Source organism: Pseudaquidulcibacter saccharophilus (genome assembly GCF_019455445.1).
GTDB lineage: Bacteria > Pseudomonadota > Alphaproteobacteria > Caulobacterales > Aquidulcibacteraceae > Pseudaquidulcibacter > Pseudaquidulcibacter saccharophilus.
The window spans coordinates 333,838-355,592 of record NZ_JAHWUS010000003.1; the positions used below are offsets into that span (position 1 = coordinate 333,838).

General features: G+C 40.5%; 20 protein-coding genes. 13 read left to right on the top strand and 7 right to left on the bottom strand.

Annotated features, from left to right (window positions below; all coding sequences use genetic code 11):
- Window positions 1-58: 58 nt before the first annotated feature.
- On the bottom strand, window positions 59-4,105 hold the full coding sequence (glgX, locus tag KXV15_RS10115) for a glycogen debranching protein GlgX (RefSeq protein WP_240008065.1): 4,047 nt from the start codon (window positions 4,103-4,105) through the stop codon (window positions 59-61).
- Between the two features lie 116 nt (window positions 4,106-4,221).
- Here glgX and KXV15_RS10120 point away from each other — a divergent pair, with 116 nt between their 5' ends.
- Window positions 4,222-5,844: a lipoyl protein ligase domain-containing protein gene (locus KXV15_RS10120; protein ID WP_240008066.1), complete on the top strand. Its 1,623-nt coding sequence runs from the start codon at window positions 4,222-4,224 to the stop codon at window positions 5,842-5,844.
- 32 nt (window positions 5,845-5,876) lie between these two features.
- On the opposite strand, the gene KXV15_RS10125 is transcribed toward KXV15_RS10120, so the two are convergent.
- The 5 genes from KXV15_RS10125 to dsrE2 all read right to left on the bottom strand — a co-directional run bounded on the left by KXV15_RS10125 (window position 5,877) and on the right by dsrE2 (window position 9,049).
- A complete protein-coding gene (locus tag KXV15_RS10125) occupies window positions 5,877-6,317 on the bottom strand; it encodes a biotin/lipoyl attachment domain-containing protein (protein ID WP_240008067.1) in 441 nt (146 codons plus the stop codon).
- A gap of 132 nt (window positions 6,318-6,449) precedes the next feature.
- Window positions 6,450-6,827 carry a DsrE family protein gene (locus tag KXV15_RS10130; protein WP_240008068.1) on the bottom strand — a complete coding sequence of 126 codons (378 nt, stop codon included), beginning with the start codon at window positions 6,825-6,827 and terminating at the stop codon, window positions 6,450-6,452.
- Between the two features lie 110 nt (window positions 6,828-6,937).
- Entirely contained in the window at window positions 6,938-8,260 is a 1,323-nt protein-coding gene (locus KXV15_RS10135; protein ID WP_240008069.1) for an OmpP1/FadL family transporter, read from the bottom strand.
- A gap of 44 nt (window positions 8,261-8,304) precedes the next feature.
- A complete protein-coding gene (locus KXV15_RS10140) occupies window positions 8,305-8,532 on the bottom strand; it encodes a sulfurtransferase TusA family protein (RefSeq protein WP_240008070.1) in 228 nt (75 codons plus the stop codon).
- A gap of 19 nt (window positions 8,533-8,551) precedes the next feature.
- On the bottom strand, window positions 8,552-9,049 hold the full coding sequence (gene dsrE2 / locus KXV15_RS10145) for a sulfur carrier protein DsrE2 (RefSeq protein ID WP_240008071.1): 498 nt from the start codon (window positions 9,047-9,049) through the stop codon (window positions 8,552-8,554).
- 314 nt (window positions 9,050-9,363) lie between these two features.
- On the opposite strand from dsrE2, the gene KXV15_RS10150 reads away from it, so the two are divergent.
- The 5 genes from KXV15_RS10150 to KXV15_RS10170 all read left to right on the top strand — a co-directional run bounded on the left by KXV15_RS10150 (window position 9,364) and on the right by KXV15_RS10170 (window position 15,055).
- The gene (locus KXV15_RS10150) at window positions 9,364-10,467 is read left to right on the top strand and encodes an arginase family protein (protein ID WP_240008072.1); all 1,104 of its coding nucleotides are present in this window, start codon (window positions 9,364-9,366) and stop codon (window positions 10,465-10,467) included.
- Between the two features lie 105 nt (window positions 10,468-10,572).
- Window positions 10,573-11,601, top strand: coding sequence for a radical SAM protein (locus KXV15_RS10155; protein WP_240008073.1), 1,029 nt, complete (start codon window positions 10,573-10,575; stop codon window positions 11,599-11,601).
- A 5-nt stretch (window positions 11,602-11,606) separates the two neighbouring features.
- Window positions 11,607-12,719 carry a geranylgeranyl reductase family protein gene (locus KXV15_RS10160; protein WP_240008074.1) on the top strand — a complete coding sequence of 371 codons (1,113 nt, stop codon included), beginning with the start codon at window positions 11,607-11,609 and terminating at the stop codon, window positions 12,717-12,719.
- Window positions 12,700-13,998: a radical SAM protein gene (locus KXV15_RS10165; protein ID WP_240008075.1), complete on the top strand. Its 1,299-nt coding sequence runs from the start codon at window positions 12,700-12,702 to the stop codon at window positions 13,996-13,998. Before KXV15_RS10160 ends, KXV15_RS10165 begins: the two co-directional genes overlap by 20 nt.
- A complete protein-coding gene (locus tag KXV15_RS10170; protein WP_240008076.1) occupies window positions 13,991-15,055 on the top strand; it encodes a lipoate--protein ligase family protein in 1,065 nt (354 codons plus the stop codon). Before KXV15_RS10165 ends, KXV15_RS10170 begins: the two co-directional genes overlap by 8 nt.
- Here the strand turns inward: KXV15_RS10170 and KXV15_RS10175 are convergent.
- Window positions 15,047-15,301: a HypC/HybG/HupF family hydrogenase formation chaperone gene (locus KXV15_RS10175; protein WP_240008077.1), complete on the bottom strand. Its 255-nt coding sequence runs from the start codon at window positions 15,299-15,301 to the stop codon at window positions 15,047-15,049. The two genes, KXV15_RS10170 and KXV15_RS10175, sit on opposite strands and share 9 nt — an antisense overlap.
- 253 nt (window positions 15,302-15,554) lie before the next feature.
- Between KXV15_RS10175 and KXV15_RS10180 the strand changes: the two genes are divergently transcribed.
- From KXV15_RS10180 to KXV15_RS10210, 7 genes are read left to right on the top strand one after another with little or no spacing between them, the layout of a single operon-like run.
- Window positions 15,555-16,061, top strand: coding sequence for a HyaD/HybD family hydrogenase maturation endopeptidase (locus tag KXV15_RS10180; RefSeq protein WP_240008078.1), 507 nt, complete (start codon window positions 15,555-15,557; stop codon window positions 16,059-16,061).
- Entirely contained in the window at window positions 16,033-16,494 is a 462-nt protein-coding gene (locus KXV15_RS10185) for a hydrogenase expression/formation protein (RefSeq protein WP_240008079.1), read from the top strand. The genes KXV15_RS10180 and KXV15_RS10185 overlap by 29 nt, the downstream gene beginning before the upstream one ends.
- 13 nt (window positions 16,495-16,507) lie before the next feature.
- On the top strand, window positions 16,508-17,647 hold the full coding sequence (locus KXV15_RS10190; protein WP_240008080.1) for a hydrogenase small subunit: 1,140 nt from the start codon (window positions 16,508-16,510) through the stop codon (window positions 17,645-17,647).
- On the top strand, window positions 17,640-18,302 hold the full coding sequence (locus tag KXV15_RS10195; RefSeq protein WP_240008081.1) for a hypothetical protein: 663 nt from the start codon (window positions 17,640-17,642) through the stop codon (window positions 18,300-18,302). The genes KXV15_RS10190 and KXV15_RS10195 overlap by 8 nt, the downstream gene beginning before the upstream one ends.
- A 31-nt stretch (window positions 18,303-18,333) precedes the next feature.
- Entirely contained in the window at window positions 18,334-20,067 is a 1,734-nt protein-coding gene (locus tag KXV15_RS10200; protein ID WP_240008082.1) for a nickel-dependent hydrogenase large subunit, read from the top strand.
- Between the two features lie 16 nt (window positions 20,068-20,083).
- The gene (locus KXV15_RS10205; protein WP_240008083.1) at window positions 20,084-20,482 is read left to right on the top strand and encodes a HupE/UreJ family protein; all 399 of its coding nucleotides are present in this window, start codon (window positions 20,084-20,086) and stop codon (window positions 20,480-20,482) included.
- Window positions 20,472-21,740, top strand: a complete 1,269-nt coding sequence (locus KXV15_RS10210) for a (Fe-S)-binding protein (protein ID WP_240008084.1) — start codon at window positions 20,472-20,474, stop codon at window positions 21,738-21,740. Before KXV15_RS10205 ends, KXV15_RS10210 begins: the two co-directional genes overlap by 11 nt.
- The last annotated feature ends 15 nt before the right edge of the window (window positions 21,741-21,755 follow it).

Consider the following 21,755-nt stretch of genomic DNA (forward strand, 5'->3'; position numbering starts at 1 on the left):
TAGTTTTGCCTTTATTTTAGGCTAATATCAGCATTTTCCTATTTTTAGTGCAGTTTGCTTATGACATTGTGGACAATATTATTTTTGACCACTTATTTCTATCTGAAAATATTTCGTTTAGTGTCGGTTTGATATATTTTTGCCAATTCTTTCTTTCGCTATCGGTTCCGGGAAGATTAATTGGTATTATCTCTCCGGCTAAATCCTCGATTTGGATGATTTTTAATATGGCATTGGTTTTTGCAAGAAATGCGTGAATTGCCGCCGCCAAATCCATGTTCATTTCATTGGTTTCAAAATCTTCTGGCAATAGTTTTTCTTTGATTAGGGCTGTTATAAGGGCGGTTTTTTCATTTTCTCGAATGGCTATTGCAGACGCAAAGTCATCCTTATTATAAAGATTAAGAGTGAAACGTTCTTTTAAATCTGTCATACCCCACCATCCTTTTATTGGTGGTAAATCATGGGTTGCGGCACAGGCAAGTGAAAGGCGCGGGTAATCCGAAGGCGGTTTAAAGCCGTCATAATTTTGTTCAAACGGAATTACTTTGTATGAAAGGGCCTTGACCTGTTCCATTGTTTCGCGGAAACCGTTTGGAACTGTTCCCAAATCTTCGGCAATTACGATGCATTTTGCACGTTGGCTTTCAAGTTTCAACTCATTCATTAAATGGTTGAAGGGGAAATTGATATAGGTTCCTTCGGTGCCGTTCATACCGCTTGGAACCCAAAATTGGCGATTAAGACCCAATGCATGATCAATCCTTAATGCGCCAGCATATTTCATATTTATGCGGAATAGTGCCGCAATATTTCTAAAACCATCTTCAATCATTGCCAATGGGTTTTTAGGTGGTAATCCCCAAACCTGACCTTGTGGGCCAAGTGGGTCAGGAGGGGCGCCAATTGAAACGCCTTGTGCAGTTAATTTCTGCTCACACCAGTTTTCGCATCCCATTGGTGCCGAGCCAATCGCCAAATCACGGGCAATTTTGGCACCATTTTGTGCTGCTTCATTTAATTCTTTGTCGCAGCGATATTGTAAATACTTAAAGAAATTAATCCGTTTTTGATTTTGCTTTGCAAATTGTTTTATGGCCTTTGCATCACGGGTTTTGTATTTTGCCTCCCATTCATGCCAAGGGCATGGCGCAAATTTTTCAGATAATACCTCAAAAATTGCGTAATCATCCAAGGCCTTGCCTTGCGTTAAGCAGAATTTTTCATAATCTGAGCTTGGTGAAAATTGTTCAAAATCAATTTCCAAAGATTTTAATTTTTCTGCCCAAATATTATGATAATCAATATATTCGCCTTGGGTTGTAATTTCATGATTTGTTGAGATATAAAGTGGTTCAAGAAACCTTCTATCTGATGGATAATATGGGCTTTTCTTGTCGCGATCATTTAAGAATAATACATGCAGCGGATTAATGGCAAGGATTTGAAAGCCATTTGTACCAATTGTTTTTAATGCCTCTTTCAAGGTTTCAAAATCACCAAAACTGCTAGTTTGATTGCGTTTTAATGAATATATCTGGGCACTTATGCCATTTATGGTTTCGGTATCAGGGAGATAACATTCATTCGGCGCAACGGTTATAAGACAGCTTATATCTGTATTGTTTTTTTGCCATAATTCATAACGACCAATTGGCAGATGCGGCAGTTTAATTTTTGCATATTTTGTATTTCTGCCATCTGGTAAGATTTTATCACTATAATCGCCATCGTATTCAAATTTTAAAAGATTGTTATTTTCGTCTTTTAATTCAAATATAATCGGGGTTGCAGAATTCAAATAGATTTCAATTTCTTGCGTTTCGTCACCCGAAAATGACGCATAAAATGGCAAGGTCCTAAGGATAAATTTATCGACATAATCACGTAATGATTTTCGTGCCGCATATTCGGTTGCGCAATCCATTCCAAGTGCGGCAAGTATTTTAATTTTACTTATCTTTGGAGCAGGGGTTTCTTGTCCTGAAATATCCCACCATGATTTTGCGATTCCTAATTGGTCGCAAATTATATCAAGCGTTTCATCGCTTACGGTATGTTTTTTATCACTTTTGACCTCGGTTAGGATTAGGGATGAAAATTCACCAATTAATATTCTTTCATCACTTATCGCTGGTTGGTTTTCAATAGTTGATGCCGCAATTTCCCAATCAAAGCCATCGCGTGGAATTGGTAACGTAAATTCGCGCTCATCGCCGCGATTAAAGGCAATGAAAACCCGCTGTTCATTTTTATACAAGGTTGCGGCAATAAATTTACCATTAGGATCGTCCCAATCGTGGGGGGAGGGTGCGTCGCCGTTTGAATTTTGCCACGCAATATCAGGATAAAGCCCGTCTTGTGTTTGCCCGCGTAAAAACTCTTGGTCATTTATTGGCGTAAAAGATTTGCGAATTTTAATCAGTCTCTGGGCGAATTCAAATAATTCATGGTTAAAATCATCCCAGTCAAGCCACGAGATTTCATTATCTTGGCAATAGGCGTTGTTATTACCATTTTGCGATTTGCCAAATTCTGAACCCATATAAATCATTGGCGTGCCGCGCGATATGAATAGGCTTAAAAGTAGGTTTTTTTGATGTCTTAGCCTTATCTTATTTATATTATCGTCTTGGGTTTTACCTTCAACGCCGTGATTACATGAGATATTATGATTATGTCCATCTCTGTTGTTTTCACCGTTGGCATAATTATTTTTATGCTCAAATGATACTAGGTCGCGTAACGTGAAACCATCGTGTGCGGTTATGAAATTAATGCTTCTGGTTTTTTGCTTGTTGTGAAAAATATTTTGTGAACCGCAAATATAATGTGCAAAATTGCCCAGTGATATGGCGTTATTATGCCAAAAATCACGCATTGTATCACGGTATTTATCGTTCCATTCGCTCCATATTTGTGGAAAATTGCCCAATTGATAGCCGCCATATCCAATGTCCCACGGCTCAGCAATCATTGTGCATTGGGATAATATTACGTCGTTGGCGATTATATGCAAAATCTGGGAATTGAAATTAACCCCTTGCCAATCTCGTAGCATGGTGGGGGCCAAATCAAACCTAAAACCCGATATTCCGCCATATTTCACCCATGCCCGTAGGCTATCAATAATAAGGTTTTGTACGGCGTAATTTTCAGCATTTAAAACATTGCCAGTTCCGGCATCATTTATATATTTTGCTTTATCATGTTCAAGGCGGTAATAATTTGGGTTATCAATTCCCCGCATTGAAATTGTTGGGCCATATTCATCGCTTTCACCAGAATGATTATAAACCACATCTAAAATGACTTCTATGCCGGCTTTATTAAGCGCGATTACCGCATCACGAACTTCTTGCCAGCCACCTGGTGCGATTTTGGGATCGGGTGCCATATAACAAATTGGGTTATAACCCCAATAGTTTTTAAGCCCAAGTTTTTTAAGATGCCTTTCATCAATCCAAGCGGCAGTGGGCATTAGCTCAACAGAGTTTATGCCTAGTGATTTTAAATATTCAATCGATTCTTTGGCGGCAAGACCTGCAAAAGTGCCGCGAATTTCAGGCGGCAGCTTTTTATTTAATGCAGAAAATCCTTTGACGTTTAATTCGTAAATTATCCGATGTTCGTCTGAAACTTTGAATATATTATGGGGAAATTCTTGTGGTGATATGATGCGGGTTTTTGGGATTAAATCTGTTGTATCCGCGCCAAATACCATCATTTCATCATATAGATTTATCGGGGCAGTGATTTCTAGTGAATATGGGTCAAGCAATAATTTACTGTTGTCAAAGCGATTGCCTTCATGCGGGGCATATTCGCCCTTCGCCTTGATGCCATATGTATGATTTGAATTGGCGTCGATTATTTCCCCATGAAAAAAATCATTTTCTTTAAAAAGTTCAAAACTTTGGACTAACTTCTTACCAGTATTATCAAATAGAAAAATTTCAATATTGGTTGCATTGGGCGCATATATGGCAAAGTTAACACCATCTTTGGTAAGGCTTGCGCCAAGCGGTTTTATTTTGCCAATTCTAACTTCCACTTCGACCTCATAGTTTTCCAATAAATAGATATCATTTTTACTAAAAAGCAATTACCACTTGATGATAAGATTTTGGGCAATAGTTTTTGTCGCACCATTAAGCGGTGATTGCATCTTGTATGGTCGGTATTTTATATTATGATGTGCTTATATAAAGGCGATGCAAAATGCCCAAAACCTCAATCTTGATAAATCAAAAATTTAATGCCTATGAGGTTGCGCGTCATAATGTTGATTTAGATTATGCTGCGTTGCATGCACATATAAAAAATCCAGATGCAACATATTTACGGTTTCAAAATTTTTTGCCGACTGTTTTGGTTGGCGTTAATCAAGCCTTTGAACCAGAGGTTCGCGAAAGCTATTGTGAACGGCACGAAATTGCAACTTTGCGCCGCCCAAGCTGTGGCGGGGCAATTTATTTAGATGATAATCATTTTTGCTTTAGTCTAATAACTAACATTGAAAATCTTGGGTTTAATTTTACTTCTGCGCTGGAAAATAGTGCAAATTTGGTTGCTAAAGCATTAGAAAATATTGGCGTTAAAAGCCATTTTAAAGCACCAAATGATCTTGAAAATAGCAAAAGCCAAAAGATTGCATCGGTCTTTGGGAAATTGATTGGCAATAGTTTTTATGTCTTTGTTTCAATAATTAAAAATCTGGATATGAAAACCACTATGCAAGCACTATTAGTGCCTACTGAAAAGCTAACTGTTACAGGCCTTGAAACCGCAAGTGGACGCATGACCTCGCTAAACAATGAATTGGGGCGTGACATTAGCGATAATGAGATAAAAGCGATAGTTTCTCAAATCATTGGCACGCATTTTTCTCTGGCAGAGGCGCCAAGCATCCCATTAACAATGCCTGATGATTTTGGTAGTTGGCGTATGGGTGAAAACTCATATGAAACCAAAGATAAGAATAAGGGCGCAACCCTTCGCCTTAATATTGCCTATGAAAGTGATAATGTTAGAGCCATTAAATTTGCGACAGACGGGCATTTTACACCTGATGATGCATTGAAAAATCTATGTAAAATCGCATCTGGGCATTCGATTACAGAATTGCCAAAAATTGCCAAAGATTTTTTCAACATAAATCAAATTGAGTTTGTTGGTTTTAATCGTGGCGATATAGAGATGCTAATTAAGCGTGCGCTTGCCAAATGGGAAATAAAAAATTTATTCCAGCTAAATAATGATGAAGCTACTTCAATAATGCTTGCTGGTGAAAATATTGATGCAAACTCAATCCTTGAGACTGCTAGTGTGATGTTGGTACCCTATTGTGCCAAACCTAACTGGTGCAAATGGCGTCATACAATTGACTGTATCGAATGTGGCAAGTGTGAAGTAGGGGACGCCTATAAAATGGCGCGTGAGCGTAATTTAGAAGTTGTTACCATCATGAATTATGAGCATTTAGTTGATACTTTGGGGAAAATGAAACAAGCCAATGTTTCATCTTATGTGGGCATGTGCTGTGGCGAGTTTTTCTTGAAAAGGCATCACGCATTTCGTGACTGTGGTATGGATGCAGTTTTAATTGATATAGAGGGTGCTAATTGTTACGAATTAAATGAAGAGCACCTTGCATATCAAGGTGCATTCAAAGCCGAAGCCATGCTTGACTTGCCCATTGTCGAGAAGATTATGAATGAAGTGCCGGTTAGGGATATTGCAACAAAAACTTGTATTACCGGTCTTATAAAACGCCCGCATGAAATTTATGGGCCAAAACATGATTGCAGCTTTTGTAATAACAATAAAAAACGCGCCCAATAAAGGGCGCGTCTCGATGGAACTTTTAAAAATTATTATGCGCAGCCAGCAAAACCATCGGCAGCCATTTTTTCTTCATATGGCGCGCCAACATCTGTTCCTTTGGTAAGGCCACCTTTTACTTCATCCCAATTTGCTGGTTGTAAAATTACCATCCAGCCAGCATCATAGGGGTCAGAGTTTGCGGTATTTGGTTTGGCCATTAAATCCGTATTGACCTCAACCACTTCACCAGCAGCAAGCGACTTTGCAGGGCCAACCCATTTTCCAGATTCGATGGTTGCGCATGATTTGCCTGCATCAACGCTTTTTCCAACTTTTTTAGGCGTAAAAGCAACAATTTCACCGGCAAGAGCGGTTGCAACAGAAGTCATTCCAAGTTTCACTCTGCCATCGCCCAATTCACGAAACCAAATATGGTTTGGAACATCATATAATAAATCATCTGGTAAATTGCATCCGCGTACAATTGTCATTGTATTCTTCCTATTAAAGCATCAGAAAATGATATTAATATCAATTTCTAATATTATAAACAACGCTAATATATTAACAATGTGACGGAAAAGCGCAATCATGTATTTTACTGCGATTTCCGCCAAATTGACTTAATATGTAAGAACTTTGACGTCTTCTTCCATAATTTGTTCAATTACATATGCGCCGCCAACAACGCCTTCACATTCAGGGATAAGATCGTCTTCAGTCATGTCGAACAAATCAAGGTTTGGTGTACAAGAATAGAATTTTGCGCCCGCGTCAGCAGCGTCCTTGATAAACTCATAAACAGATTTTGGTGAGCCTTCTTTGACGAAAAGTTTTTCGGCAACACCTTTTTTCATAAGGCGCCCTGCGGTTGCTGTGCAAATAACCTCTACCTCATAATCCATTGCTGCTGCAACGGTCGCTTGAAAGAAAGGTGCGCCCAATTCTTCGCCGTTACGTGGATCGGTATTTGCCAATATTATCATTAACTTGCTTGCCATTTTATCCTCCAGGAAATTGTATATAAAAATTAAATTATATCCTAAAAAACTAATATAAAAATAGATTTTATGGGCGCTTTTAAAGGCGCCCATAATCTACTGAGGGGTTGTTATTTACCGAACTTATGTACCCAGCCAAAAGTTACTTCTAACTGATGCATATAAAGTTCATTGGTGTGGTAAGGGTTTGCCCCAGCGGGAGTGACTTCAATACCTCTAACTTTGGATTCAGGAGAATAGGTAATGCCAAAGTCAAATGAATTTGCGTCACTAGTTTTGTAATTTAAGCCACCTGCAAGGTGAAGTTTTTGAACACCCGGTGCAAGAATGTTAAGGGTTACATCTTCAGGACCAATTGGGTTATTGTTTGAAGAAATACCGCCACGTAATGTGATTGCATCGTTTAATTTATGGATGACACCAAGTTTGTAAACATCAACATCATCCCATCCAAATCCTGGTCCACCTGCCATACCAAACCATGCAGGCGCAGATGTAGAATTACCAATTGCGCCAACATCAGAATAGCCGATATGACGATATGCTAATAAAAATTTGGTGTTGTCATTAAGTTTATATGCAAAACCAACATTTAAATCATCGGGAATGTCAAAATCTCCACGATCGGCAAACAAACCAGAATATGATTTAAAGCGAGACATGTTGATTTTTGGCTGATAAGAAATGCCAAGGTCAAGATTAGGTGTTAAATTTGCTTGTAGACCAAGTTTAACGCCAAAACCATGAGAATCATCAAATCCATTATTGGTCATATAGCCTGGAGTTGCACCATACATCGCGCCCATTTGGTCAAACATGCCAAGGCCGTATGATTTAAACATTTGATAAGCAAACATTGGTGAAATGCCAACTGTAACCTTATCGTTTAGTTTACGTGCATAAGTTGCGCTTACAAACAATTGTGTAAGGTTAACACCAACTTTGCCGCCGCAGAAAACACCTTCACACGGCATTGATGTTTCAGGTGATGTGTAAACGGTGCGTGCAAGCTTATCATTATATGATGTTGTCATGCCGCCGTTGCCGTACATGTTAACTGCAAATGCAGACATATCATCAATCTGGCGTACATAACCGAATGCAGGGACGGGGAAATAATTAAGGCTGCTTTCAACCTTGCCATCCGGTGTAAACGATGGGTAGCCTGTTTGTGTTGTTCCTTTAAAGCCACGTACAGGATTGAATAAAGTTGCGCTTAGTGCAAGTTCATCACCAATACCAACAATCCCTGCGGGGTTTAATGATGCGCCCATTGCATCATCTGCTGCGGCAACATCGGCGCCAGCAACAGCTTTTGATTTTGCGCCCGCGCCATTTTGAAAATAACCTTCTGTCGCAAAAGCAGGTGCGCCATAAACAAGGCATGCGACAGCAGATGCCATTAAGGCATTTCTTAAACTTATATTTTTCATTGTATTCTCCTAATTTACATTAGAGAGGTGGGATAAATTGATGATTAGGCAGATTTTTTAATCAGGAATTTAAAGACACCATCGCCTTCAGATTGTTCAACAATTTCATTTCCGGTTGTTCGGCAAAATGCCGCGAAATCTTTCACCGAGCCAGGATCCGTTGCCAGAACTTCTAATACTTGTCCTGCTTCAAGAGTTTGCAACATTTTTTTTGTTTTTAGGATTGGTAGCGGACAGTTTAGACCTTTTGCGTCAAGAAGTTGGTCAGCCATTTTATTTCCTTTCTTCTCGTTAGATATACAAATTTATATGAGACTTTAATGCAGTTTCCATGTAGCTAGCAGCACCGCCATATTCGACGCCGTCAATCATATCTTCGTGTTTGTATTCAAACAGATCCATGGTCATTTGGCAGGCGATAATGCGCACGTCAGAAAGAATTGCGGCTTCACGTAATTCTTCGATGGAAGCGACCCCTTTTTTCTTAATCATGTCTTTCATCATTGATGAAGTAAGGTCGGTCATGCCGGGAAGGGCGCCAAGAAGATTTGGCATTTGCATATGACCGCCACCCATTGGCATTTCCATTGCAGGATTGCCCAAAGTGGATACTTTCAAATTTAGGTCTTTTTTCAAAAGTCCAAGACCATAAAAAGTGAAGAACATTGTAACTTCAACATCCATTGCAGCCGCAGTTGTGGCCAAAATGAACGGAGGGTAGCCCCAGTCCAAGGTTCCTTTAGTAACAATGATAGACATTGATTTGGGATTGATTATATTTTCTGTCACTTTTTCCCTCCAGTAAGGAGCAAGATATTTGTTGAATGCCCCTTATTCATACGAATTGAGAATCCATAACCACCCGGGCTATAAAAACTCTAGAACATTCCAACCTTGCAACAATGTTGCTTATGACGTGTTTTTTCTAATATTCAGCGATTAGAAAAAAATATTTTCCAACCGCATAAGAATCTTGTAGCATAAAATTATAACTTGCGCATTTTAGAAAAACCTAATTTTGATGCGACATTTTGTAGTAGTTATTAGAATATTCTTATGAAATTGAATTGGCATACAAAAATTGCGCTTTTAAAAGGCTTGCTATGAATAGTTTTTTTGTTTCAAATCGCTATTTTTATTCTGCTGAGTGGGCTTCTAATCATCCACTAGCAATCTCACGGCAAACTAAGTTTTACGATTTATGTCAAGTTTTAGGGTGGTTGCCAAAAGAAAAAATATTGCAGTGCAATGCTTTGGGTGAGGAAAAAATTGCCGCAATCCATGATTATGATTATGTAATAACCCTTAAAAAAGCCTCTAGTGGGATAATTATTGATCCTGATGTTCGACTAAAGTATAATATTGGCAATTTTGAAAATCCAATTTTTTCTGGAATTTATGAACGCGCTGCCGCGTCGGTTGGTGGCTCGGTTGCTGCTGCTAATGCTGTTATGAATGGTGGAATTGCTTTTCACCCTGCAGGTGGGACACACCATGGTAAACGTAATAAGGCATCGGGTTTTTGCTATTTTAACGATCCAATATTCGCGATTAAAACCTTTATTGATAATGGTTTTTCACGGGTAGCATATGTTGATTTGGATGCCCATCATGGTGACGGCGTTGAAGAATATTTTAAAAATGACGACCGTGTTTTTATTTCATCAATTCATGAGGAGAATCGATGGCCACATAGTGGGAAACTAGACAGTAATATAAAGGGACACATAATAAATATACCAGTAAGTTCTGGAATAAATGACGATGAATATAACCTTATTGTGGATGCCCTATATATAAATGTGTGTAAGTTTGCGCCACAAGCGATCGTGGTTACGGCTGGCGCTGATTGCCTTAATGGCGACCCATTATCAAAAATGGAAATTTCCAATGTTGCATTCTGGAATGCAGTGCAGAGATTTTGTTCGCTTGCGCCGGCACGGGTGGTTCTTGGTGGTGGTGGTTATAATCCATGGACCGTCACGAGGGGGTGGGCAGGATTATGGGCAAAGATAAATGGCTATGAAATCCCTGCAATATTACCCATTGAAATTAAAGAAATGTTTGCCGCAATGTCATGTGACTTGATAGATGATGACGAGGTTAATCCTGAATGGTTAGACACAATAATCGATAAGGAAAATCATGGTGACATTAGGACGCACTTTATTGAATTATCCTATAAAATAAGGGATTTTGCAGGATAGGCGTTGTGTTGCAATGATAAAATGTTTAGCGAAAATGCATATTTTAGCATATTATAAAAAAATAATTTAACACGCTAATAAATATATTAAAAATGTGAGGCGTTTATGAGCTGGATAGACAATCTCAAAAAGATTGAAGCGTTTGAACGTGCAGAGTTTGACCCTGCTTTGGTTGCCAAAATGGAGGCGCGAGGGGCAAGTTCATATTCGAAAATTCGCTTCTCAAGCCCAACATTTAAAGAGTATGAATCAGATGAAATTTCCGGATGCGGTAAAAATTCATTTCCGGCATTTTCTATTACTGCTGCGGGGTGCGCACTAAATTGCGATCATTGCCAGAAGAAAATTCTTGAACCGATGATACCGGCAACTAAGCCAGAGATTTTGGATCAAAAAGTCCGTGATATGGTTATGTTACAAGGGCTACAAGGATTTTTGTTATCTGGAGGTTCCGATAAAAAGAATGAAATCAATTATGAAAGATTTTATCCAGTTATAGAGGGTTTAAAACGTGATTTTCCTGAGATGAAAATTGCTATTCATACTGCGTTGCTTGATGAAAAGGCGGCAAAACGTATGGAGGCTGCGGGCGTAGATACTGCAATGACCGATATAATAGGGGCGCAGGAAACCATTAATCAGGTTTATCATCTAGACCGTAGCGTTGATGATTTTGAGCAAACCTTGGCGGCATTATGCACCACAAAAATGGATATTGTTCCGCATATTGTCATTGGTCTGCATTATGGAAAAATATTGGGCGAAGCCAGCGCCTTAGAGATGGTGGCGCGTTACCCTGTTAATTCGCTGGTTTTGGTGGTTATTATGCCATTTTATGCCAAACCGAATACTTTTACTGTTCCCGATACCACCGAAGTTGGTGAATTTTTCTTAAAAGCGCGCGATAAAATGGGGCAACGTAAATTATTGCTTGGTTGCGCCCGCCCACCAGGGGTTCACAAACTTGTTACCGATGCCTATGCCATAATGGCAGGAGTTGATGGTATTGCGTTCCCGGCGGATGGCGCCGTAAGTGTTGCCAAAATGATTGGTCGCGAATTTGAACTTGCCTATTCATGCTGTTCAATCAAGGTTGGTGGTGATTTAAATATCAGAAAGGCATGTGCCGCATAATGACAATGCAATGCCAAAATTGTGATGTATTGGTTATCGGCCTCGGCCCTGCGGGTGCTGTTGCTGCAGCCGAAGCGGCAAAAGCTGGTTTGAAAACTATTGGCTTTGACGGAAAGTCACGGGCGGGATACCCGGTGCAATGTGCGGAATTTGTGCCATCATTGTTAACCAATGAAACATTGGCGGCATATCACCAATCACAGCAATTAATTGATAAAATGGTGACTTTTGTAGAAGATGAATTGCCAGATGAAAAAATTCCATTTTCTGGGCGAATTATTGACCGTGAAAAATTTGATGCCGAACTTTGTGAGATTGCAAAAAACTGCGGGGCAGAGCTTCATTTTGGTAAAAAACTTATCAAACTTGATGGCAATAAAGCCGTATTTAGTGACGGCACATCAGTAATTGCGAAAGTGATAATTGGCGCTGATGGGCCGCATTCATTCGTTGGAAAATCTGTTGGGCTTATCAATAATGAAACCCTTGAAACTAGACAGATTACAATACAATTATTAAGCCCAATAAAATCAACAGACATCTATTTATCCGCAAAATATATTGGCGGTTATGGTTGGTTGTTTCCGAAAAATGAAACTGCCAATCTTGGAATTGGTGTCGCGCATGAAAAGCGTCATCTTTTAAAACCATTATTGGAAGAATTACACTCGCGTTTAATTGCCGAAGGACGTGTTGGTAGTGAGATACTATATACAACAGGCGGTGCAATTCCGGTTGGTGGTATGATAAAACCTTACGCGAAATCTGGTGATGCAACAATCATCCTTGCTGGTGATGCTGCGGGTCTTACTAATCCTATAAGTGGCGCAGGGATTCCTGCGGCAGTAGTTTCAGGGCGCATGGCGGGGGAAACCGCTGCTAGCCTATTAAATGGAAATATTGAAGCTGCTGAAGATTACGAACAAGAATTACATGAATTATTTGGTACGTCATTAAAACGTGCGCGTGCCCATTTTGAAAAACTATTGGCAATTCATAAAGACGGTGTCCCAAATCCTGCGCAATTGCGTAATGGTTGGATTGCCTATGACGAATATTGGTCTGAAAAATTTAATAATGACGCGAAAGGCGAGACATATGACCTGCTTGAAGCCTGAAAATAATCCTACCAGAGAAACCGACAAAAATGAGTTGGATTTCAATCAGTTTGATATTATGAACCCGCGCGCACCAACCCCGACCCCAAAAGAAAAAATGAATGGTGCCGAGGTTAAAAAAAGTGGTTCTGCACCACATGGGGTTTATTTGCCTAATAATAATATTCTAACCCCAAATATGACATCACCAGAATATGTGCAGCTTTCAACTGCGGCGGCGATTACGCTTGGAATTATGCCTGGTAAAATGCACCGTTGCGAATGTACACGCTGTCTTAATATCCTTTTGACTTATCCAGAAGGATGTCGTGCAAACTGCGCATATTGTGGTCTGGCACGCCACCGTGAGGCCGAAAGAAATTATGCCGATCGCAATTTTATTCGTGTTGATTGGCCGGCGGTTCCCATGGAACAAATTGCACAAACCATTGGCAAAGACCCCGCAAATTCACCTTTCCACCGTATGTGCATTTCAATGATTACCCACCCAAAATCAGATGCTGACACTATTGCAGTTTTAAAAACTTGGACAAAATACGTGTCGCCCGATGCTATGCCGATTTCAATCCTTTCAAATCCTACAACAATGGGTCGTGACGATGTAAAAAATCTAAAGGATTTGGGGGCAGAGATTTTCACTGTTGCCTTTGATGCCGCCACCCCAGAAATTTTTGACCGTACCCGTGGCAAAGGTGTCGATAGCCCGCATAAATGGTCAAAATATTGGGAAATTATGGAAGATGCACGAGATATTTATGGCAAAGGTAAATTTGGTGCGCACCTAATCGTTGGTATGGGGGAAACCGAGTTTGAAATGCTTTCTACTATCCAACAAATTGTTGATATGGGCGGTCATTCACATTTGTTCTGCTTCTATCCCGAGCAGGGCTCATTAATGGATCACCTTCCGGCGACACCACGTGACCAATGGCGCAGGGTGCAATTGGCACGTTATTTAATTGATTATTACAATGTCAGAGTTGAGCAAATGTCATTTGACAATTTGGGGCGTGTAATTGGTTATGGTCTGCCTGATGCTGAATTAGAAGTGGTTATTAATGCAGGAATTGCGTTCCGTACCTCTGGCTGCCCTGGAAAATTTGCCGAGGATATTTCCGCTTGTGATCGTCCTTATGGTGATAGCCCGCCATCAGATATCGCAAGTTATCCATTCCAGCCAGAAGCGCATGATTTACGTAAAATCCGTAAACAATTAAACCGTGAAAATCCTGCTGATCCTTATATAGAAGGCGAAGAGTTCGATTATCTTGATGAATAAACTACGCTTTATAGATAGTGGGCTACGCACAGGTCGTGAGAATATTGCCCTTGATGCGGCGATGTTAGAGGCGCGTAAAATTGGCGCTATTCCCAATACGTTGCGCTTTATCCACTTCAAACCCGTTGCATTAGTTGGGCGGCATCAAGATGTTTCGCAAGAAGTAAACATTGCTGCATGTAATGAATTTGGCGTTGAGATTGGACGGCGCATAACCGGTGGCGGGGCCATATATTTTGATGAAGGTCAGCTTGGGTGGGCGTTGATTTGCGATAAAAAATCGCTTGGTACGCCAAACCTTGCAGAAATTACCCAAAAAATTTGTGAAGCGGCGGCAAAAGCACTTTGCAAATTAGGCGTAAATGCCAAATTTCGCCCGCGTAACGATATTGAGGTTGACGGTAAAAAAATATCTGGCACAGGCGGATTTTTTGATGATGATATTTTAATGTATCAAGGAACGGTTTTAATCGACCTTGACCCACAAAAGATGGCGCGGGTTTTAAATCTTCCGGTTAATAAATTATCGCAACAAGATAATAAGGATATGGCATCACGCGTTACTTGTCTAAAAAAAGAATTGGGTTTTATTCCAAAATTATCAGATATAAAATCAGCTTTTATTAGCGCATTCCAAGATGAAATGGGCTTTGAAATTTATGAAGACGTAATAAGCCATGTTGAAAATAAACTAGCGCTTGATTGCTATAATGATGAAATTGGCACTGATGAATTTGTGTATGAATTAAATGATTTAGGACGTGACGACGGCGTTTATTGTGGCCTTAATAAAACCAAGGGCGGTGTGGTAAAGGTGTTTTTGCGCAAAGAAGGTCCGCAAAATGAGCGTATCCGTGAGGTAGTTTTCACGGGCGATTTTTTCATTACTCCGCCACGAGTGATAATGGATTTAGAAGCATCTTTGCGCGGTACAAAATTAGAAGAGATTGAAACCAATATTCAAAGTTTTTTTGAGAATGTAAAAGACTTGGGTCTTTTATCAATTGCACCCCAAGATTTTGCGAATGCAATTAAAATGTCTGAAAAATTATCTTAATTTCTCGTGGAGATGGGCAGTCTTTTCCAGCTCAAGAATCTCATCATAAGTTTCCCATGCTTGTATAGCTTCGTCTTCTGTCATTTTTTGCATGGCGTTTCCATTGTGAATCATGATGAAATCACCCGGCTTTAGAACTTCATGTTCTAGCAAAAAAATATTGGCCTGACGTGTGATTCCACGTGCTTCACATTCAGCTAGCAGTCCATTTATTTTTGTGATTTTCATAGGAATACCAAGGCACATTTTAAGACCCCTTCATCACCAAAATTTTGCAGTTAGACATAAAAAATATTTTGCTAATGATATTTATAAAAATAGATAAATCTTTCAAAGACTTTTGTAATTATCACTACTCTAGATGTAATAAAATTACAATATTATTTATTTAGCGAAGGCTAATATGTCGCACGTAAATCATTGGTTCTTTTATTGATTCCATCTATGCAAAGGTTTACAAAAAGATTGCATTTCGCCTTGATAGAAAGGGGGAAAGCAAATGTCTGAACTGAAAAAAACTATTCTAATTTTGGGTGTTGGCAATAATTTATTGTCTGATGATGGCTTTGGAATTCATGTCATCGAAAGCCTTCGTGATGCCCATGAAATTGAAAATAATTCTATTCTAATTGATGGCGGTACTATTGGCCTCAACCTCCTTCCTGATATCGAGGATGCGGAGCATTTGATTGTGGTTGATGCAGCCGAAATGGGACTTGAACCAGGTGAGCTACGCTTGTTTGAAGGCGAAGATATGGATGACCATCTAAGCAAACATAAAACCACCGTGCATGAGGTTGCAATGCGTGACTTATTGTTTGCGGCACGGCTATCCGGAAAAATGCCAAAAACCCGCGCTTTGATTGCGGTTCAACCTGCATCATTGGATTGGGGTATGAATCCAACACCGGTGGTTATGCCTTCGGTATCAAAAGCATGCGAAATGGTCAAAAATTTGGTGGAAAGGAGGCTTGTAGATGACAAACACACCCTCATCATGTCATGAAAATGATGTCCCACTAACTGGTTTGAGTGTTGCGCTTTTGCCTGAAATTCTTGTGCACTTGCAGGATTTATCTGAAAAGTTGAAAAAAGGCCCGGTGTTTGCACAAGAAATTATAAGTCTTCGTGGGCTTCCAATGACAAGGGAAGATATTGAAGACCTTGATAAACATTTGGGACGCGGCGAAGTGAATGCAAAAGTTGAGGTTGCCGGCAATAGTGACGTTTGGGAAACCTCTTATTCAGGTGTTTGGCGGGTTCGCCATTTTGGTACTGATGAACGTATTCTTGTTGACGATATTGTTATCGCTGTAATCCCAGAAATTCTGATGGCACATAAGGACGATATTTCGGCTTCTGTGCTGCGAATGAATGATGCAATTCTTAATCTGCAAAATGATGAGATTGCACCTAATCCAACTAAATCGCTCGATTAATATAGGAGTGGTCATGGCAAAATTATTTAAAAATATGTTTGCGACTTCCGAATCCACAGCTTTAACTCTTGGAGAGGAATTAGCACAGAAGGGGGTTTCAAGACGGCAAATTTTGAAATTTTCTTCTTATGTTGCGGCATTGATGGCGTTGCCGGCATCATATTCAACTGCGATCGCAGAAAGCCTTAGCAAGGCAAAACGGCAGTCGGTTATCTGGCTGTCATTCCAAGAATGTACAGGATGCACAGAATCCATAACCCGTTCATTTTCTCCTAGCCTTGAAGATCTTATTTTTGACTTCATTTCATTAGATTATTCTGAAGCTCTAATGAATGTTTCTGGTGAAGCTGCTGAGGCTGCTCGTAAGCAAGCAATGGAAGAAAACAAAGGCAAATATGTCGTTGTTGTAGAGGGTTCAATCCCGCTCGATAAAGATGGAATTTATTCGGCATCTGGTGGCCATACCAACCTTGATGTTCTTAAAGAAGTTGCCAAAGATGCAATGGCGATTATTTCAATGGGAACATGCGCATCATTTGGTGGTATTCCGGCAGCATTTCCAAACCCAACTGGTGCAGTAGGGGTTCATGAAATAATCAAAGATAAACCTATTATCAACGTACCTGGTTGCCCACCAATTCCAGAAGTGATGACCGGAACAATTGCCTTCTTATTATCCTTGGGTAAAATTCCAGAGCTTGACCATTTGGGTCGTCCAAAAGCGTTCTATGGCGATAATATTCACGATCGATGCTATCGTCGTCCGTTCTATGAGCGTGGTGAGTTTGCCAATAGTTTTGACGATGAGGGTGCACGCAAGGGTTATTGTCTGTTTAATTTGGGTTGCAAAGGTCCTGTGACCTATAATGCGTGTGCAACAATTAAATGGAATGGTGGCGTATCATTCCCAATCCAATCTGGTCACGGCTGTCTCGGCTGCTCTGAACCTGGATTTTGGGATAAGGGTAGCTTTTATTCGCCATTATCAACACCAACTTCGGGTCTTGGTAAGGCCGCATTGGGCGCAGCTGCTGTTGGTACCGCTGGTGCCGTTGTGGCAAGTCTTGTTCAACGTAAACGGCGTGAAGATATCCTAAAAGCCGCAGCAGTTCCAAAACCAGCCGAAACAAAAATGGGGGCAGATGATGAGTGATTTACTTGATTTTGCACGTGGTCCTGCTTTGCAGGTTTCCGTAATGATTTTTATTTTTGGCGTGCTTTATAGGCTGATAAGTCTATTTTTGACACCAAAAAACTTTATTGCTTCGCCAGCACGTGAAAATGTCAAAGGTGCATTTGGTGCGGGCGTTGGCGAAATTATGCGTCGAATGGTTCCAGATAAGGAATATTTGCGCAAAGAAATGTTCGCCTTCCTTAATGGTTGGGCATTCCATATTGGCTTGGCAATTACTGTTTTTGGTCTTGCCGGACATATTATGTTTTTCAAGAAAATATTAGGATTTGGCTGGTGGAATTTGCCTAGCAATTTCGTGATGCTTGCCGGTGTTATTACATTATTCTCATTGGTTGCATCATTGGCTCATCGTCTAACCGACCCAGTATTACATAAACTGTCAACATTGGATGATTATCTATCAGGTGGTCTAACCGTGCTTCCGGTTGCAACTGGATTATTGGCAACAATGCATCTTGGTTTGCGTTATGAAACATTAATTGCAATCCACATTTTATCAGTTTGTATTTTCTTGATTTACTTCCCGTTTGGCAAGTTAATGCATGCATTCTTAGTCTTTGTAACCCGCGCAAAAACCGGTGTCGAAATGGCAAGGAAAGGCGTGAAACTATGAGACATTTTATTTTCCTTAAGGAGATTTCAGCATGAACCAGCGTGTAGTTGTTGATCCAATCACCCGCATCGAAGGGCACTTACGGATTGAGGCTGAAACCGATGCCAATGGCAAAATTGCACAGGCATATTCATCCGGTACTATGGTGCGTGGTATTGAACTTATATTGCGTGGGCGTGATCCGCGTGATGCTTGGGCTTTTGCACAACGTATTTGCGGTGTTTGCACTCTTGTACATGGTCTTGCCTCTGTGCGTGCTGTTGAAGATGCGCTTAAATACGATATTCCCGCGAATGCGCAACTAATCAGAAATATTATGATTGGTACACAATATATCCATGACCATGTAATGCACTTTTATCATTTGCATGCCCTTGATTGGGTGGATGTGGTTTCGGCATTAAAGGCAGATCCGGCGGCAACATCAACTTTGGCGCAATCTATTTCAACTTACAAAAACTCTAGCCCTGGATATTTTTCTGATGTGCAAAGGCGCGTTAAAGGATTGGTTGAATCTGGACAGCTTGGAATATTTGCCAATGGCTTTTATGGCCATCCAGAATTTAAACTTCCACCAGAAGCAAATCTTATGGCTGTTGCACATTACCTTGATGCACTAGCTTGGCAGCGCGAAGTTGTAAAAATACATGCGATATTTGGTGGTAAAAACCCGCATCCAAACTTCTTGGTTGGCGGTATGCCAACCCCAATATCTTCTGCAAGTGGAGGTGCGGCTGCGACATCGCTTTCAATTGTTGGTCTGAGCCAGATTCGCGAAATCATTGTTAAAATGCAGGATTTCGTAAATCAAGTCTATGTTCCCGATACCATTGCAATTGCATCATTCTATAAAGATTGGTTCAAACGCGGTGAAGGTGTGGGCAACTTTATGACCTGTGGCGATTTCCCGTCAGATGGTAGCAAAGATAAGGCAAAACTTCTTATTCCTTCTGGCGTGATTTTGAACCGTGACCTAAGCCATATTGAACCACTTGATTTGAACGATCCGTCACAGGTTCAGGAGTTTGTTGACCATTCATGGTATGATTATGACGGTGATAAAAAAGGCCTTCACCCATATGATGGACAAACTAATTTAAATTATACTGGTCCAAAAGCGCCATATGCGCAGCTTGACACCGACAAAGAATATTCTTGGCTTAAATCACCAAGATGGCGCGGTAAACCGGTTGAGGTTGGTCCATTGGCACGTGTTCTTATGCTGTATGCAAGCGGACATGAACCAACCAAAGATATCGCCAATGCAACCTTATCTAAACTTGGTTTGCCTATCGAGGCTATGTTCTCAACATTAGGAAGAACCGCATCCAGAACTTTGGAATCAAAAATCATCGCCGATCAAATGATGGGTTGGTATGAAAACTTGGTTGCCAATATCAAGGCCGGTGATTTGTCTGTTCATAATGAGGCGAAATGGAATCCAAACGATTGGCCATCTGAAGCAAAAGGCGTTGGCTTCCTAGAGGCCCCACGCGGTATGCTTACCCACTATATCGTGATTAAAGACAAAAAAATCGCAAACTATCAGGCCGTTGTTCCATCAACTTGGAATGCTGGTCCACGTGATGGCAATGGTGGTGTTGGTCCATATGAGGCGGCATTGATGGATAATCATACTTTGTTTGATCCAAAACAACCTTTGGAAATTCAAAGAACCATCCATAGCTTTGACCCATGCTTGGCTTGTGCGGTTCACGTTTCCGACCCTGATGGTGAGGAATTGGTTCAAATCAAAATCCAATAATGACAGGAGGCAAATTATGAAGTTTTCACACAAAAATACTGCCATATTAGTTGCTTCTATGGCATTGATTTCTACCCCAGCATTTGCACATGTTGGCGTTGGGTATGAACAAGGTTTACCGCACGGGATTGAACATTTCTTTAGTGGCCTTGACCATATCGCCTATGCTGCGCTTGCTGGAATAATGACTGCACTAGCAACCAAAAAACTCTGGAGTAATCTAGTGGCATTATCTGCTTTTGCGGTTGTTTTTGCGATGATTCACGAAGTCACCTTATTTGGCGATGACGGGTTCAATAGTTTTAGCCTTGGTATGATGTTGGGTGAAATGGCAATCATGATGGTTGGCATGGGAATTACCCGCATTCTTACCAATGCAAGAAAATCAATAAGGGGAATTAGCAATGGAAAATAATAATCCAACCCCAAAACCAAAAGATGCAAATAAGGCAGTTGAAAAGTTCTTGGTTTCAAGTGCATCACAGCTTGCACCTTATCTTGAAGCATGTATTCACTGCGGGCAATGTGCGCATGCGTGCCACTTTTATGAAGTGACACAAGATCCGAAATACACACCTGCTTATAAATTATTTCCAATGATAAAGGCATATCGCCGTTCAAAAAATCCTTTGAACTGGTTGGGAATGATACCAACACTTGAAGAAGATGAAATCGCCGAGTGGCAGGATTTGGTCTTTAATGGTTGCACAATGTGCGGACGTTGCACCAATGTTTGCCCAATGGGTATTGATGTGGCACAAATTGTTGGCGCGACCCGCCAAGCATTAACCGCCGCTGGTTATTATCCAGAAGACTTGATGGCTGCTGCTGAAAATGTTGTCCAACATGGTAGTCCGTTAAAAGTATCTACAAGCGTTCTTGAAGATCGTTTGGAATGGATTGCTGATGAATCTGAAACTGACATTCCACTCGATAAAAAGGGTGCTGAGGTCATGTTTACAATTTCATCAATCGAATTGATGAAATATCCAGATTCTGTTGGTGCGATGGCGAAAATGCTAAATGCCGCCGGTGTTAATTGGACCATTAGCACAAAGGGCTATGAATCAACCAACTTTGGCTATCTTGCAGGACGGCCCGACATTGCCAAACTTGGTACAAGTCGTCTTGTCAATGCCGCTGAAGAATTGGGTGTAAAAGAGCTAATTATCCCAGAATGTGGTCACGCATATTCCGTTTTACGATGGAATGGTGCCAATATTATGGGGCGTCCATTGGGCTTTAAAGTCTATCATATCACTGAATATTTGGCGAAATTGAAACGCGAAGGCAAGTTGAAATTCAAATCAATTGAAACCGCCTTTACTTATCATGATCCATGCCAAATTTCACGACGTGGTGGTGCAGCAGACGATGCAAGATACCTTCTTGAAGGGTTTGCGCCGAATTTTGTTGAAATGAAAGTTACTGGAAACCAAAACTGGTGCTGCGGTGGCGGTGGCGGTGTTCAGGCAATGAACAAATATCGCGACATGCGGATTAATGTTTTCAAAATTAAAGCGAAACAAGTTGAAGAAACCGGAACCAATACAATGATTTCGGCGTGTGCAAACTGTCGTTTAACAATGGATGAATCAATTGCCGAACTTAAATGGGGCGGTAAACTTGACAGCCTTGTTGAAATACTCGCTGATAACCTTATAGAAGATTAGAAAGCACCCCGAACA